Origin of the sequence: Natronococcus roseus, assembly GCF_043677095.1 — an archaeon.
Classification (GTDB): Archaea; Halobacteriota; Halobacteria; order Halobacteriales; family Natrialbaceae; genus Natronococcus; species Natronococcus roseus.
On record NZ_JBHLJR010000003.1, the window covers coordinates 310,593 to 323,727 of the forward strand.

Here is a 13,135-nt window from a genome sequence, read left to right on the forward strand (position 1 = left end):
CGATCCCGAACGCCGCGCTCAGTCCTCGTTCTCGAGGGCCAGCGACGCCAGCATCGCCTCGAGCTGGAGCCGTTCGTTCGCCCCTTCCGTGATGCGATAGTCGACCTCGCCGAGGCGCTCGAGCAGGCGCACCGTCGCTTTCTCGGGGATGTCGAACTGCCACGCGGAGCGGTGAAGCTGGTCGATCACGTCCCCGCCAGCCAGCCCGCGCTCGGTGAGCAGGTCCTCGAGGGCCGCCCGCGCGGCCGTGAAGTCGCCGTCGATGGCCTGGTCGACCATCGCCTCGACCTCCTCGGGTCGAGCGGTGGAGGTGATCGCGAAGACGGTCTCCTCGTCGACGACCTCGCCCATCACGGCCGCGGCCTGGAGCCCGTTGATCGCCTTGCGCATGTCGCCGTCGGCGGCGTAGACGAGCGCGTCGACGCCGTCGTCGGTGACCTGAATCCCCTCGTTTTCGGCGATTTCGCGGATCTGGGCCTCGACGGCGTCCTCGGTGAGCTCGGTAAAGCGGAAGACGGCACACCGGGACTGGATCGGGTCGATGATCTGGCTCGAGTAGTTACACGAGAGGATAAAGCGGGTGTTGCTCGAGAACTGCTCCATCGTCCGACGGAGTGCTGACTGAGCGTCTGAGGTGAGGGCGTCGGCCTCGTCGAGGAAGATGATTCGGTGATCGTACCCGCCGAACGAAGAACGCGCGAAGTCCTTGATCCGATCGCGGACGACGTCGATCCCCCGCTGGTCGGAGGCGTTCAACTCGAGGAAGTTCTCGCGCCAGTCGTCGTCGTAGACCTCGCGGGCGATGGCCTGGGCTGCGGTAGTTTTTCCCGTACCTGCCGGGCCTGCAAACATGAGGTGGGGCAGGTCGTCCTGCTCGACGTAGCGCTGGAGGCGCGGCACGATGTTCTCGTGGCCCTTGATCTCGTCGAGCCGCTCCGGGCGATACTTCTCGATCCAGACCTCGGTCTTGCCGGGAGTCGGCTCCGCCGCCTCGGCGTCGGCCTCGCTCATACCCACCACGAGGGGGAGCCGCCAGATAAATCGCCCGAAGGTCGTCCTCGAGGCGTCAGTGCGGTTCCGCCGGAGAGCTCGAGGACGTTCCGCGCCGAACCCTCTCGAGTTCGTGGACGCGGGTGTCATGTTTTTCAGTTCACACGACGAGAGGTGATCTATGGCGTCCGAAACGTCCGTTCGAAAGCGACTCGCGGTCGTCCTCCTCGTCGTCGTCCTGCTGGGGACGCTACCGACGGGGGTTGCCGCGCAGTCCGAGTCGACCGTCGGCGGGACGGTCGTCGTCGGGGAAGGGGAAACGATCGACGAACTCGAGGCCGTCGCCGGCACCGTCGTCGTCGAGGGGACGGTGACGGGCGACGTCTCGGCCGCGGCCGGCGACGTCCGGATCGAGAGCGGGGGTGAGGTCGGAGGCGACCTCGAGGCCGCGTCGGGAAGCGTGACGATCGACGGTGCCGTCGGCGGCGACGTCGACGCCGGTGCGGGCAACGTCGCGGTCGGCGAGGACGGAACCGTCGGCGGCGAGTTTACGGCCGGCGCGGGGAACGTCGTCGTCGACGGGACCCTCGAGGGTGACGCGGCGATCGGCGCCGAGACGATCACCCTGGGCGAGGGCGCCTCGATCGCGGGCGACCTGCGGTACAACGGCGACCTGCAGGGTAACACCGACGCGGTCGCGGGCTCGATCACCGAGGACTCCACGCTCGGATTCGATATCGCGCCGACGCTGCAGCCGCTGGCGTCGTGGCTGGTCTCGCTGTACACGCTCGCGCTGAACCTGCTGCTCGGCGCCGCCTTGCTCGCGCTGTTCCCGCGCTTTTCCGACGGCGTCGCCGAACGGGTCGCGACCGACCCCCTTCGGACCGGCGCGGTCGGTTTCGGCGTACTGATCGGCGTGCCGATCCTGCTGGTCGCCGCGGCGATCACGATCATCGGCATCCCGTTCTCGATCGTCGGCGGGTTCGCGTTCGCCCTCGTCGTCTGGATCGGGATCGTCTACGGGCGGTTCGCCGTCGCCGCCTGGCTGCTTGGCTACGCCGACCTCGAGAACCGGTGGCTCGCGCTGGTCGTCGGCATGATCGCCGGAGCGATCCTCGCCCAACTCCCGTTCGTGGGCGGGCTGTTGAACTTCCTGATCCTCCTGCTCGGGCTGGGTGCGCTGGCCTGGGGGCTGTACGCGCACCGACGAACGCCGGGGACTCGAGAGCCCGAGCACCGTGATCGGATCGGGCCCGACGAGCCGGCGAGCGACTGAACCTCGGACACACTCGCAGTCGACGCGCTCAAGTCCACTCTCGAGCAAGCACCACCATGCGCGTCACCGTCGACGTCAAGGGCGAGGGGAGCCACGAACTCGACCTCGAGGAGGTGGCGACCGACGCTCCCGAGCCGACCTACGCGGACCTGCTCCGGGAGATCGGTCTCAGCCCTCACGAGGTGAGCGTGCTTGTCGACGGCCGTCCCGTCCCCGAGGACCAGCCCGTCGAGAGCGAGCGCGTGACCGTCCTCCGACTGATCAAGGGCGGCTGACTCCGCGTCGCTACTCCTCGGCCTCTGGCGTCACTACTCCTGAGATCGGACGTCCCTACTCCTCGGTCTCTGGCGTCACTACTCCTGAGATCGGACGTCCCTACTCCTCGGTCTCTGGCGTCACTACTCCTGAGATCGGACGTCCCTACTCCTCGGTCTCTGGCGTCACTACTCCTGAGATCGGACGTCCCTACTCCTCGGTCTCTGGCGTCACTACTCCTGAGATCGGACGTCCCTACTCCTCGGTCTCGATCGACTCGAGCGCCGTCGCCCGCGCCGCGGTCGCCTTGAACGAGGCGACGACCTCGCGACCCGGCTCGAGTCCCAGTCGCTCGCGACTCGAGTGGGTCACGAGTGCCTCGAGGTCGACCCCGTCGGCCAGCGAGAGTGTAACGCTGGCGATCGCCTCACCGTCGTCGATCGCCGCGACCGTCCCGGAAAATCGATTCCGCAGGCTCGTTCCGTCGGGCTCGGGCGTCTCCGTCGGATCCGTCAGGACGACGGCGTCCGACCGAACCGCGACCTGCACCTCGCCCGCGTCCGGAGGGACGAGCGCCGTAACCGGGCCGACGGCGGTCTCGACGGTCGCGAGCTCGCCGGTCCGTTCGACGACGGTACCCCGAAAGACGGACTCCGTCGCAGTGGCCACGCCGTCGAGTTCGCTCTCGTGGCGGTCGAACTGTCGGCGAAGCTCGTAGGCGGTCTCCGTCAACTGGGTGCCACCGCCGTCGCGGCCGCCCCGCGTTCGCTCGGTGAGTTCGCCGAGTTCGGCCTCCAGTTCGACGATCCGGTTCTGGAGGCGCGCGTAGGAGCGGCCGAGCTCCTCGGCGGCACCGTGTATCGATCCCTGTCGGTCGACCGCCTCGAGCATCTCGATGTCGCGGCGATCGATCGTGAGGTCGCCCGCCGAGAGCTTGGTGCTGAAGTCCTTCTGGATCCCCATCGTTCCTCCTCGCGTGATCCGACAGACCAGCCCGCGATCGATAAACGTCCGGGTTCGTCGTGGATGTGACCGACGGACTGTTGGCGAACAGCGACGTACGACCGGCCGATGCACGTTCGAATCGCAGGCCCCGACGACGCCCTCGAGGTCCGGCGGATACTGGACGCCGCGATGCTCGAGCCGGGAGACGTCGAGACGCGCCTCGACGTTCGGGACGTCCTCGTCGCCGGCGACCGGCGAGGCGCGGACTCGACCGAGCGGATCCTCGGCGCGCTCGTCCTCGAGCCCCGCGAGCGAGGCGCCCACGTCGCCGCCGTCGGCGTTCGTCGCCGTCACCGCGGACGGGGGATCGGTCGACGGTTGGTCGAGCGAGCGCTCGAGCGCGAACGCCGGCTCACCGCGCGGTTCGACGACGGCGTCCGGCCGTTCTACGAGGCGCTCGGGTTCGCGATCGAACCGATCGGCGAGGGTCGACACCGCGGCGTCGCCGTGGCGAACCGAGGTGAGTGAGTGACGACCCCGTCTCGTGCCGGCGGAAGTTTAACACCGAGAGCGTGGTACGATTCGTCGCATGGCGCTCCAACGGATGCTCAGCGGAGACCCGTCGAAGAGTTCGAAGCTGTACATCGCGATCGGGCTGCTCTCGCTCGCGAAGGCGATCGTCGTCTACAAGGACCGAAACCGGTTCCGACGGGAGCTGATCGACGCCGCCCTCTTCCTCGGCGTCGGCATCACGCTCCGGAAGTACAGCCAGCTCAAGGCCGAAAAGCGCGAGGAGATCGAGTCGCAGGTGCCGGACTGGCTGGCCAGCGCCGCCCAGTCCGAGGCCGCCAGGCAGGGCGTCCGTTCGGTCGCGAAACGAAAGCTCGGCGGGGAGCCCGAGCCGGAGCCGACCTTCCGCGACCGCGCTCGAGACGCCGTCTCGCGGTAATCGCGGATTCTGTCCTCGGCTTTTTCTCGCGGTGCTGTCGCAGTTCGCTCGGCTCAGGGGGAGTCCGTCGGCTCGAGCGTCGCCGTGAAGTGTCTGATTTCGGCCATCTCCGGCTCCTCGACGATCTCGAGTCCCGAAACCTCGTCGCGTCGCTCGAGTACTGCGGCAGCGGTCTCGGCGACGTGCTCCAAGTGCTCGCGGTGGTAGGTCCTGCGGGGCAGCGCCAGCCGGACGAGCTCTGGCCGATCGGTGTTGGGAAACGCGAAACTACCCAGTTCGACCCCGCGGACGCCGCCCTCACGGTAGAGCTCACAGACCAGCGCCTGCCCGGGGAACTCGTCGGGTTCGAGGTGGGGAAGGAAGGCGCCGGCGTCGAGGTAGACCGCGTGTCCGCCCGCGGGCGTGTAGATCGGCACGCCGACGGACTCGAGGGCGTCGGCGAGTTCCTGGACCTGTCCGACGCGGTCGGCAACGTAGGCCTCGTCGACGGCCTCACGGAGGCCGACGGCCATCGCGGCGATGTCCCGACCTGCCATTCCACCGTAGGTGGGAAACCCCTCGTAGAGGATCGCCCGCTGCTTGCAGGACTCGTACAGCGCCTCGTTGTCGGTGGCGACGAACCCGCCCGCGTTGGCGAGGCCGTCTTTCTTGCCGCTCATCACGACGGCGTCGGCGAGGGCGAGCTGTTCGCGAGCGACGTCGGCGACCGAGGCGTCGGCGAACTCCGCCTCGCGTTCGGTGACGAAGTAGGCGTTCTCGGCGAACCGGCAGGCGTCGATCACGAACGTCGCACCGATCTCGTCGGCGAACTCGCGAACCGCTCGGGTGTTCTCGACGCTGACCGGCTGGCCCGCCGCGGAGTTGTTCGTGATCGTCTGGACGACGACGGGCACCCGCTCGGGACCGTGCTCCTCGACGACCGCGCGAGCCCGCTCGAGCGAGGTGTTTCCCTTGAACGGACCGTCGGCCGCGGGGTCGCGGGCGTCGTCGACCGGGCAGTCGACGGGGTCGGCGCCCTGATTTGCGATGTGGGCCCGCGTGGTGTCGAAGTGGGTGTTGTTCGGAACGACGTCGCCCTCCTCGACGAGGCTGCCGTAGAGGACGTTCTCGGCGCCCCGGCCCTGGTGGGCCGGGACGACGTGCGAAAAGCCCATCACGTCGGCGACGGCGTCCTCGAGTTCGCCGAAGCTGCGCGAGCCCGCGTACGCCTCGTCGCCCCGGAACAGCGCCGCCCACTGCTCGTCGCTCATCGCGCCCGTCCCGCTGTCGGTGAGCAGATCGACGAAGACGTCCGCCGAGTCGAGGTTAAAGACGTTGTACCCGGCCTCCTCGAGGGCGCGCTCGCGTTTCGTCCTCGAGGGGAGGGGGATCTGCTCGACGACCTTCGACTTGTATCCGACCATACGCCCCCTTCGGGAGCCGCGCAGTTCAATTCGAGTGACGGAACGTGCTCACGGACGGGTCGGATCGACCCTCGGCGGATCGATTCGGCGTTCGACGGCCGAAGACCGACACCAGCGAACGGGTTCGCGGACACGGACGCTGTCTGAAACAATGTAAATGGATTGTACGATAGACACACCATTAGTGAACTACCCCACCCTACTCGCTCACGGCTAACGACGTTCGCTCCTTGAGGGTGGGGCTTCCTGTGTCAACGACGGCACTTGCAGGGACCACGTCTCTAGATGAGATAGAGCGCGACCCCGCAGCGGTTCCAGTCTCAGCAGGCGTTGATTCGGCCAGTTCCTGACCTAATCCAGAAGAATCCTCAACCACTCCCAGTTCGAGCAACCCAAGACGCTGTACCTCAAGAGCAGCGTTCTGGTCACGGTCTGTCTCGAACCCGCACGACGGGCAAGAATGCTCGCGCACCCACAACGGTTTCTCCGACTCGACACCACACTTCACACACCGCTTCGTCGTCCCCTCAGGCGGGACGAGTACAATGTAACAACCGTTCTTCTCCCCGAAGCGTTGGAACGTTTGCAGCGTCTCATACCACGACATCGACGCGATATTCCGACTGTTTCCGTTCTGCTGCATCATACTACCCACGTTCAAGTCTTCGAGGAACACTGCGTCGTATCGCTGGGTATAAGCGTTGGCGAGGGTTTCACGATATGCTCGACGCTTGTTTGATAACCGTTCGTACGCTCTCGCTAGTCGCTGACGAGCCTTGTTCCAGTTGTTCGACTCGTGTTCTTTGCGAGAAACGGAGTGGTGGCGTTTGTCGATGCATTCGCGTTCTTCCTCTTCGTCTACCGGTCGGAACGCTCGTCCGTCTGAGTCGTGAATGAACTTCGTGATACCGAGATCGATGCCAACGGTGTCTTCAGCATCGATGTCTGCGACAGTAGGTTTCTCTGGATAGTCAGCATCGTATTCAATCATAATGCTGACCGTCCAGTCACCCATCTTCTGCTTTTTCAGGATGACCTCTTTGATGTCTGCGTCGTCTGGGAGTGGTCGGTGAAAGTTCAAGTGGAACGTACCGATTTTAGAGAGTTCGACCGTAGCGTGGTCAGTCCGACCCGTGTTACTATCCACGTCGAAGCCAGACTGATTGTACGTGATGCTACGGTAGTCTCGCGGTCCTTTCCACTTGAGTTCACCTACGTCGAAGCCACGTTCTTTCAGCTTGCTGAGGATAGTCTCAGAGTGCTTGATTCGGCGTACGGCCATTTGCAGGCATTTCGAGTACACGTTGCTCCATACAGGCCACTCGCGCTTCCACTCGGGAAGCTTGTTCTGCATCGCCGTATACGATGGTTTGTCGTAGTCTGGAACAGGTTTGTACTCTTGAGTGAGCGCGTGGTTGTATACTTCACGGCAGGTTTGAATCGCTTGCCACGCACTCTCAGCAGTGGTCGCGTCCTCGGGCTCGGCAGCGTACTTGAACGCTTCCTCGACCACTATTCGCTGGTTAGTAGTGTCGAGAACTTGAACGTTTTGATTGGAACGAAGCTTACGGTTGTATCCCCGCCCTACTGCGTCCTCAGAACGCGAAGCGTTCTGATGTGCGAACGAGAGCGAAGCTCTCGTTAACGCTACTCGTTCGCTCCGCTCACTGCGTTGCTCTTTGAGGATAGAAACTTAACCTGCAAAATTTAAACCCCGATAATAATTATCGAGTATGGCAGGCTACGACCAGACGCTACGACCGTTCCTCTGGCGCGCCGAACGACTGCATCCCGACCAGGAGGTCGTCTCGCGGACCCACGACGGGATCGTCCGTAACACCTACGCGGAGTACGGCGACCGAACTCGGCAGTTGGCGAACGCCCTCGAGGACGCCGGAATCGAGGACGGCGACCGTGTCGGCACGTTCTGCTGGAACCACCACCGCCACGCGGAGGTGTACTTCGCGGCGCCGAACGTCGGCGGGCAGCTCCACACGATCAACCCGCTGCTTCCGGCCGAACACATCCAGTACATCGTCGAGAACGCCGAAGACCGACTGCTGTTCGTCGATCAGTCGTTGCTCGAGCCCCTCGAGGCGGCCTACGATCCCGAAGCGTTCGACAGCGTTGAGCAGTTCGTCGTGATGGGTGAGTCGGTTCCGGAAACCGAGCTCGAGCCCGTCACTGACTACGAGTCCTTTATCGGGGCCCAGACGGCCGAGTACGAGTGGCCCGAACTCGACGAGGAGAGCCCGGCGGGGATGTGTTACACGTCGGGGACGACGGGCAAGCCGAAAGGCGTCGAGTACACCCAGCAGATGCTCTGGAGCCACACGATGATGACGCTCACCCCACAGGGACTTGGCATCGCCGAGGACGACGTCATCATGCCGGTCGTCCCGATGTTCCACGTCAACGCGTGGGGGCTCCCGTTCTCGACGACCGCAGCGGGCGCGAAACACGTCTACCCCGGCCCCTCGCCCGACCCCGCGGACCTGGTAGAACTCATCGAGGAGGAAGGCGTCACGATCACCGCAGGCGTGCCGACGGTGTGGTTCGGCGTTCTGGAGTACGTCGAGGAACACGGAGCCGACCTCTCCTCGCTCGACCAGATCGTCATCGGCGGCAGCGCGGCCCCCGAGAGCCTGATCCGCGAGTTCGACGACCGCGGCGTCGAGGTCGTCCACGCCTGGGGGATGACCGAGATGTCCCCGCTTGGCACCGTCGCCCACCTCAAGGCCGACCTCGAGGACCTGCCCGCCGAGGAGCGCTACGAGAAGCAGGCCAAACAGGGACTGGTCGTCCCCGGGCTCGAGTTCAAGGTCGTCGACGACGACGGCGAGGAAGTCGAGTGGGACGGCGAGGAGTTCGGCGAGCTCTACGTCCGCGGGCCGTGGGTCACCGACTCGTACTTTGAACGTCCGGAGGCGAACGAGGCCGACTTCGAGGGGTCGTGGCTCAAAACGGGCGACATCGTCACCGTCGACGAGGACGGTTACATCAAGATCGTCGACCGCGCGAAGGACGTGATCAAAAGCGGCGGCGAGTGGATCTCCTCGGTCGAACTCGAGAACGCCATCATGGCCCACGACGACGTCAGCGAGGCGACCGTCATCGGCGCGCCACACGAGAAGTGGCAGGAACGACCCGTCGCGTTCGTCGTGCCCACCGCCGACGCCGGGATGGGCGAGGACGAACTCTACGACGAGATCCAGGCGTTCGTCGCCGAGGACTACCCCGACTGGTGGACCCCCGACGCGGTCGTCCGCATCGACGAGGTGCCCAAAACGGCGACCGGCAAGTTCGACAAGAAGACGCTCCGCGAGGAGTACGAAACCGAGAGCCTGCTCGAGGACGAATAGGACGTCGTCGCCTCTCTTTCGGCTCGAGGCGAGCGAATCCCTCGAGCACGAGCGGGTTGATCACGACCCGGAGGGGCTCAGAACGGTCCCTCGACTGTCGGATGTTGCGACCGCAAGAATCGGATTGGTTGCCGCGACGATACGCCTGTCAGTGCCGCCCTGCCGTCACAGCAGCAGCGACAGTACGGCCAGGACCAGGAACGCGAGGACGAGCCACTTCGCGATGGCCATGGACATACCTGCGACGCCGCCCGCACCGAGCGCCGCGGCGATCAGCGCGATGACGAAGAACACGATTGCCAGTTCTAGCATACTCCCATCTTCGAGAGGTTACTAAAAGTGCGTTGAGCATGAATCTGCCATACGGTAACTTTTCGAGAACGGGTTCGCGGCGGGAAAATCCCGAGAGCGGAGCGAACGCCGTCCAACGGAGTACTATCGCTCTCGAGTGGCGTTTAGAAGAGCCCCTGCGTTAGCTCGAGGGTTTCCTCGCGGTCGTCCCAATCGACGAAGATGGCGACGCTGGTCGCGCTCGTGATGATGTCGTGGACGTTGATCCGGGCCTCCGCCAGCGGGTTGACGATCTCGCCGATGATCCCCGGCTGGTTGGGAAGTTCCCCGCCGGTGACGCGGACGACGGCGAGGGACTCGTCGACGGTGACGCTCGAGAGTTCGTCGCGGGCGATGACCTCGCGGTGGAGGATGTTCTCGGCGCGCTCGGCGTCCTCCTCGTCGACGTAGAAGGTGACGCTGTCGAGTCCGCTGGCGACCGCGTCGACGTTGATATCGCTCTCGCTGAGCGGTTTCGAGAGGTGGTTGAAGACGCCGGGCTGGTTGCGGATCGCCCGTCCGGCGATCGTCAGACAGGCCAGCGGGCGCTCGCGCAGGTCGACCAGGTTCTCGAACTCCCCCTCGATGCTCGTCCCACCCGAGAGGAGGTCGCCGTGCTGGTAGTGGACGACCCGAACCGAGAGCGTGTCCTCCTTGTAGGAGAGCGCGGAGGGCGCGACGACCTCGGCACCGCGAAAGGAGAGGTTTCGAAGCTCGTCGACCGAAATCTCGCCGACGTTGCGGGCGCCTTCGACGACGTTCGGGTCGCCGGTCATGACCCCCTCGACGTCGGTGATGATGACGACTTCGTCGGCGTCCATGTACTTGCCCATCATCACGGCGCTCGTGTCGCTGCCTCCACGACCGAGCGTCGTCACCGACCCGTCCGGCCCTTCGGCCAGGAAGCCGGTGATCACTGGCACCGTTCCGTCGAGATCGGCGGCGACCTCGCGGGCGCGACGCTGGGTCTCCGGAACGTCGACCTCACCGTACTCGTCGGTGACGATCGGCCAGTTCTCGCTGCCGGGCTCTAAGAAGACCGCGTCGACGCCCCGAGCGGTCAGTGCGGCCTTGAGCATCCGGACCGAGGTCCGCTCGCCCATGCTGACGATCTGGGCTCGATCAGCCTCGTCGGTTTCGAACGTGATCTCGTCGAGCAGTTCGTCCGTAGTCGACCCCATCGCGCTGGCGACGACCGCGATCTCGTGGCCGTCCTCGACGGCCGCAGCGATCGAGTTCGCGGCGCGGTTGATCCGGTCCCCGCTACCGAGACTCGTCCCGCCGAACTTCGCTACGACCCGCATGCTGACACCTCACGGTCCGCCGGCAACCTGGTGGATTGACTCATGCGAGGTGGTTGCAAGGGCGGGCAGATAACTGTGTCTCATCGCCCGCATTTTTACCCACACCGATCCGCTTCCCGCAGACTCGGGCCGCTTCCCGCGTCGATGTCGAAGACGACGCACGTTCGAACGCCTCGATTCCAACTGGATTTATATTTGTGGGTGTCATTACCACACCCTAATGAACGTACGGGACGCACTCGAGGCGGACGCCGACGCGCTCGCGGCTATCGCCGACTCCCCGACCGACGTGATGCGGAACCTGGTTCACGATCGGACGGTTCGAGTCGCCGAGGACGGCACCCACGACCCGAACGCTGACGTCTCGGAGTCCCAGTACGGTGGCTCAGATCCGGAGGATCTTCTGGGGTTCGTCAGCTTCGACGCCCGCGAGGACACCGTCCACGTCACCCAGCTCGACGGGACGCCCGAGGCGTGCAAGCGACTGCTCGCCGAGCCGGTCCGGTTCGCCGAGCGCGAGGGGATGGCCGTCGAGGTGCTGATCGCGACCGACGCCGACCTCATCGAGGACGCCGCTCAGGAGTTGGGGTTCGATCGCTACGGGCCTGGTCCACAGTTCAACGGCGCCTCGACGGTCCGGTTTCGCCTCGAGTCCTAACTGAACTTCTGGACGGTCACGTTGAGCGTATCGAGGTCGACGATCGGCGCGAACCCGGCGTCGGGCTGGATGTTGACGCTCTTCTGAAAGTCAGTCTGGGACTGCCAGCAGCCGGAGTTGATCGCGAGCACGTTGTGGTACTTGCCAAAGCCCAGCTTGTGGACGTGGCCCGTATGGAAGATGTCCGGCACCTCCTCCATGATCAGGTAGTCCTTCTCCTCGGGTGCGAGTCGGGTGTGGCCCCCGAACTGCGGCGCGACGTGGCGTTTCTTCAGGAGCTGGTACATCGCCCGGTGGGGATCGTCGTAGCTCGCCTTCTCCTCGGGGAGCTCCGCGATAACCTCGTCGAGACTGACGCCGTGGTACATCAGCACCGAGACGCCCTCGAGGGTCACCGTCGAAGGGTTGCTGACGATCCGGGCGTCGTGGGCAGACATGATCCCTCGCAGCTCCTCGTCGAAGCCAGGTTGGGGTTCTGCAAGTCGCACCGCGTCGTGGTTACCCGGGATCATGACGATCTCGATGTCGCCGGGAACCTGTTTCAGCCGCTCGTTGAACGCCTCGTACTGCTCGTAGATGTCGACGACGTCGAGTTCCTCGTCCTGGTTCGGGTAGACGCCGACGCCCTCGACCATATCGCCTGCGATGAGCAAGTATTCGACGTGCTGGGCCTCGGACGTGTGGAGCCAGTCGGCGAATCGGTTCCAGGCCTCGCTCATAAACTCCTGGCTGCCGACGTGGACGTCGCTGATCAGCGCCGCCTGGACGTGGCGATCCGCCGTCGTGGGCTCGTGCGTGCGCGGAACGTCCGGGAAGTACATCGAATCGACGAACGCGATCCCCGAGTCGTCGGCCAGGGTGCCCTCCATCGCCAGCACCTCGTCGTACAGTAGTTCGTCGACCAGATCGGCGTACTCCCGATCCTTCATCACGAGCCACGGGAACGTTCCGGTGGCGTCCTCGAGTTCGATCAGCCAGTGGCCGCTCGCGGTGGAGCGCACGTCGTTGACCAGGCCGACCATTCCGGCCTCGCTGCCGCCCGGCATCGACTGGATCGCCGTCGCCGGTCGGTGGTTGACCCGCCCGCGGAGCTTCGATCCCAGCCGCTCGAGACGGTCCCGGAACACCGAGACGAAGTCCCCGTACTCGCCGGTTCCCGTGCTCTCGCCGGTCATATCGCCGGCGATCTCGAGCGAGCGCTCGAGCGGATCGGCCGACCGACCGCTCCCCTCCAGATCCCCCTTCGTTTCGACTGGACCTCCGGTAGCCGTCGGTCGGGAAGTGGATTGTTCGTCTCCAGTCGAAGCGGAGGTATTGCGGATCGACGGCTCGCCCGAATCGGGGCCGTCACCGGTCGACGATTCGCTCGAGCTGGAGCCATCGCCGGTTGGCGACTTCCGCGAGTCGGAGCCGTCATCGATCGACGATTCGCTCGGATCGGTGGTTCGAGCGCCATCGGAAACGGGCGCTCGTTCGAGGAACGAGTCGACGTGTTCCGAGCGGACAACCAGCGCGTCGTCGGGGAGGTCCTCGAGAACCGCCTCGAGGGTCGTCGCCGGGTTCTCGGTCGCGGCGATCCGCGTCACCGCCTCGCGCTCGGCGTTGTAGCCGCGACTCGTGAGTTCGCTGACGATCCGGGCGGGTCCCTCGAGTGGCACACGCC

At 65.2% G+C, this 13,135-nt stretch carries 13 protein-coding genes; 6 read left to right on the forward strand and 7 right to left on the reverse strand.

Annotated elements, in window-relative coordinates; genetic code table 11:
* Window positions 1-18 precede the first annotated feature (18 nt).
* A complete protein-coding gene (locus tag ACFEMD_RS09505) occupies window positions 19-1,011 on the reverse strand; it encodes a replication factor C small subunit (RefSeq protein WP_394740774.1) in 993 nt (330 codons plus the stop codon).
* Between the two features lie 160 nt (window positions 1,012-1,171).
* Here ACFEMD_RS09505 and ACFEMD_RS09510 point away from each other — a divergent pair, with 160 nt between their 5' ends.
* Together ACFEMD_RS09510 and samp2 are read left to right on the forward strand one after the other, a co-directional pair.
* On the forward strand, window positions 1,172-2,266 hold the full coding sequence (locus ACFEMD_RS09510) for a bactofilin family protein (RefSeq protein WP_394740775.1): 1,095 nt from the start codon (window positions 1,172-1,174) through the stop codon (window positions 2,264-2,266).
* A 56-nt stretch (window positions 2,267-2,322) separates the two neighbouring features.
* Window positions 2,323-2,541 carry a ubiquitin-like small modifier protein SAMP2 gene (gene samp2 / locus ACFEMD_RS09515; protein ID WP_394740776.1) on the forward strand — a complete coding sequence of 73 codons (219 nt, stop codon included), beginning with the start codon at window positions 2,323-2,325 and terminating at the stop codon, window positions 2,539-2,541.
* A 235-nt stretch (window positions 2,542-2,776) separates the two neighbouring features.
* Here the strand turns inward: samp2 and ACFEMD_RS09520 are convergent, their stop codons facing one another.
* On the reverse strand, window positions 2,777-3,484 hold the full coding sequence (locus tag ACFEMD_RS09520) for a TOBE domain-containing protein (protein WP_394740777.1): 708 nt from the start codon (window positions 3,482-3,484) through the stop codon (window positions 2,777-2,779).
* A 108-nt stretch (window positions 3,485-3,592) separates the two neighbouring features.
* Here ACFEMD_RS09520 and ACFEMD_RS09525 point away from each other — a divergent pair, with 108 nt between their 5' ends.
* Both ACFEMD_RS09525 and ACFEMD_RS09530 read left to right on the forward strand, forming a co-directional pair.
* Window positions 3,593-3,994: a GNAT family N-acetyltransferase gene (locus ACFEMD_RS09525; protein WP_394740778.1), complete on the forward strand. Its 402-nt coding sequence runs from the start codon at window positions 3,593-3,595 to the stop codon at window positions 3,992-3,994.
* A 61-nt stretch (window positions 3,995-4,055) separates the two neighbouring features.
* On the forward strand, window positions 4,056-4,415 hold the full coding sequence (locus ACFEMD_RS09530) for a hypothetical protein (RefSeq protein ID WP_278301248.1): 360 nt from the start codon (window positions 4,056-4,058) through the stop codon (window positions 4,413-4,415).
* Window positions 4,416-4,468: 53 nt separating this feature from the next.
* On the opposite strand, the gene ACFEMD_RS09535 is transcribed toward ACFEMD_RS09530, so the two are convergent.
* Together ACFEMD_RS09535 and ACFEMD_RS09540 are read right to left on the reverse strand one after the other, a co-directional pair.
* A complete protein-coding gene (locus tag ACFEMD_RS09535) occupies window positions 4,469-5,818 on the reverse strand; it encodes a tryptophanase (protein ID WP_394740779.1) in 1,350 nt (449 codons plus the stop codon).
* A 199-nt stretch (window positions 5,819-6,017) separates the two neighbouring features.
* On the reverse strand, window positions 6,018-7,331 hold the full coding sequence (locus ACFEMD_RS09540; protein WP_394740780.1) for an RNA-guided endonuclease InsQ/TnpB family protein: 1,314 nt from the start codon (window positions 7,329-7,331) through the stop codon (window positions 6,018-6,020).
* Between the two features lie 220 nt (window positions 7,332-7,551).
* On the opposite strand from ACFEMD_RS09540, the gene ACFEMD_RS09545 reads away from it, so the two are divergent.
* The gene (locus ACFEMD_RS09545) at window positions 7,552-9,180 is read left to right on the forward strand and encodes a long-chain fatty acid--CoA ligase (RefSeq protein ID WP_394740781.1); all 1,629 of its coding nucleotides are present in this window, start codon (window positions 7,552-7,554) and stop codon (window positions 9,178-9,180) included.
* Window positions 9,181-9,345: 165 nt separating this feature from the next.
* On the opposite strand, the gene ACFEMD_RS09550 is transcribed toward ACFEMD_RS09545, so the two are convergent.
* Window positions 9,346-9,492, reverse strand: a complete 147-nt coding sequence (locus ACFEMD_RS09550) for a DUF1328 family protein (RefSeq protein ID WP_005554807.1) — start codon at window positions 9,490-9,492, stop codon at window positions 9,346-9,348.
* A gap of 143 nt (window positions 9,493-9,635) precedes the next feature.
* Window positions 9,636-10,814, reverse strand: a complete 1,179-nt coding sequence (locus tag ACFEMD_RS09555; protein ID WP_394740782.1) for an aspartate kinase — start codon at window positions 10,812-10,814, stop codon at window positions 9,636-9,638.
* 220 nt (window positions 10,815-11,034) lie between these two features.
* Here ACFEMD_RS09555 and ACFEMD_RS09560 point away from each other — a divergent pair, with 220 nt between their 5' ends.
* Window positions 11,035-11,472 carry a hypothetical protein gene (locus ACFEMD_RS09560; RefSeq protein ID WP_394740783.1) on the forward strand — a complete coding sequence of 146 codons (438 nt, stop codon included), beginning with the start codon at window positions 11,035-11,037 and terminating at the stop codon, window positions 11,470-11,472.
* Here ACFEMD_RS09560 and ACFEMD_RS09565 read toward each other — a convergent pair.
* The gene (locus ACFEMD_RS09565) at window positions 11,469-13,130 is read right to left on the reverse strand and encodes a DNA-directed DNA polymerase II small subunit (protein WP_394740784.1); all 1,662 of its coding nucleotides are present in this window, start codon (window positions 13,128-13,130) and stop codon (window positions 11,469-11,471) included. The genes ACFEMD_RS09560 and ACFEMD_RS09565 overlap by 4 nt on opposite strands.
* Window positions 13,131-13,135: the final 5 nt, after the last annotated feature.

Bases quoted from the DNA above. Each gene is read 5' to 3' on its own strand.
- ACFEMD_RS09530 (WP_278301248.1), top strand. From the start codon at position 4,056: ATGGCGCTCCAACGGATGCTCAGCGGAGACCCGTCGAAGAGTTCGAAG.
- ACFEMD_RS09550 (WP_005554807.1), bottom strand. From the start codon at position 9,492: ATGCTAGAACTGGCAATCGTGTTCTTCGTCATCGCGCTGATCGCCGCG.
- samp2 (WP_394740776.1), top strand. From the start codon at position 2,323: ATGCGCGTCACCGTCGACGTCAAGGGCGAGGGGAGCCACGAACTCGAC.
- ACFEMD_RS09505 (WP_394740774.1), bottom strand. From the start codon at position 1,011: ATGAGCGAGGCCGACGCCGAGGCGGCGGAGCCGACTCCCGGCAAGACC.
- ACFEMD_RS09545 (WP_394740781.1), top strand. From the start codon at position 7,552: ATGGCAGGCTACGACCAGACGCTACGACCGTTCCTCTGGCGCGCCGAA.
- ACFEMD_RS09520 (WP_394740777.1), bottom strand. From the start codon at position 3,484: ATGGGGATCCAGAAGGACTTCAGCACCAAGCTCTCGGCGGGCGACCTC.
- ACFEMD_RS09560 (WP_394740783.1), top strand. From the start codon at position 11,035: ATGAACGTACGGGACGCACTCGAGGCGGACGCCGACGCGCTCGCGGCT.
- ACFEMD_RS09525 (WP_394740778.1), top strand. From the start codon at position 3,593: ATGCACGTTCGAATCGCAGGCCCCGACGACGCCCTCGAGGTCCGGCGG.
- ACFEMD_RS09555 (WP_394740782.1), bottom strand. From the start codon at position 10,814: ATGCGGGTCGTAGCGAAGTTCGGCGGGACGAGTCTCGGTAGCGGGGAC.
- ACFEMD_RS09535 (WP_394740779.1), bottom strand. From the start codon at position 5,818: ATGGTCGGATACAAGTCGAAGGTCGTCGAGCAGATCCCCCTCCCCTCG.
- ACFEMD_RS09510 (WP_394740775.1), top strand. From the start codon at position 1,172: ATGGCGTCCGAAACGTCCGTTCGAAAGCGACTCGCGGTCGTCCTCCTC.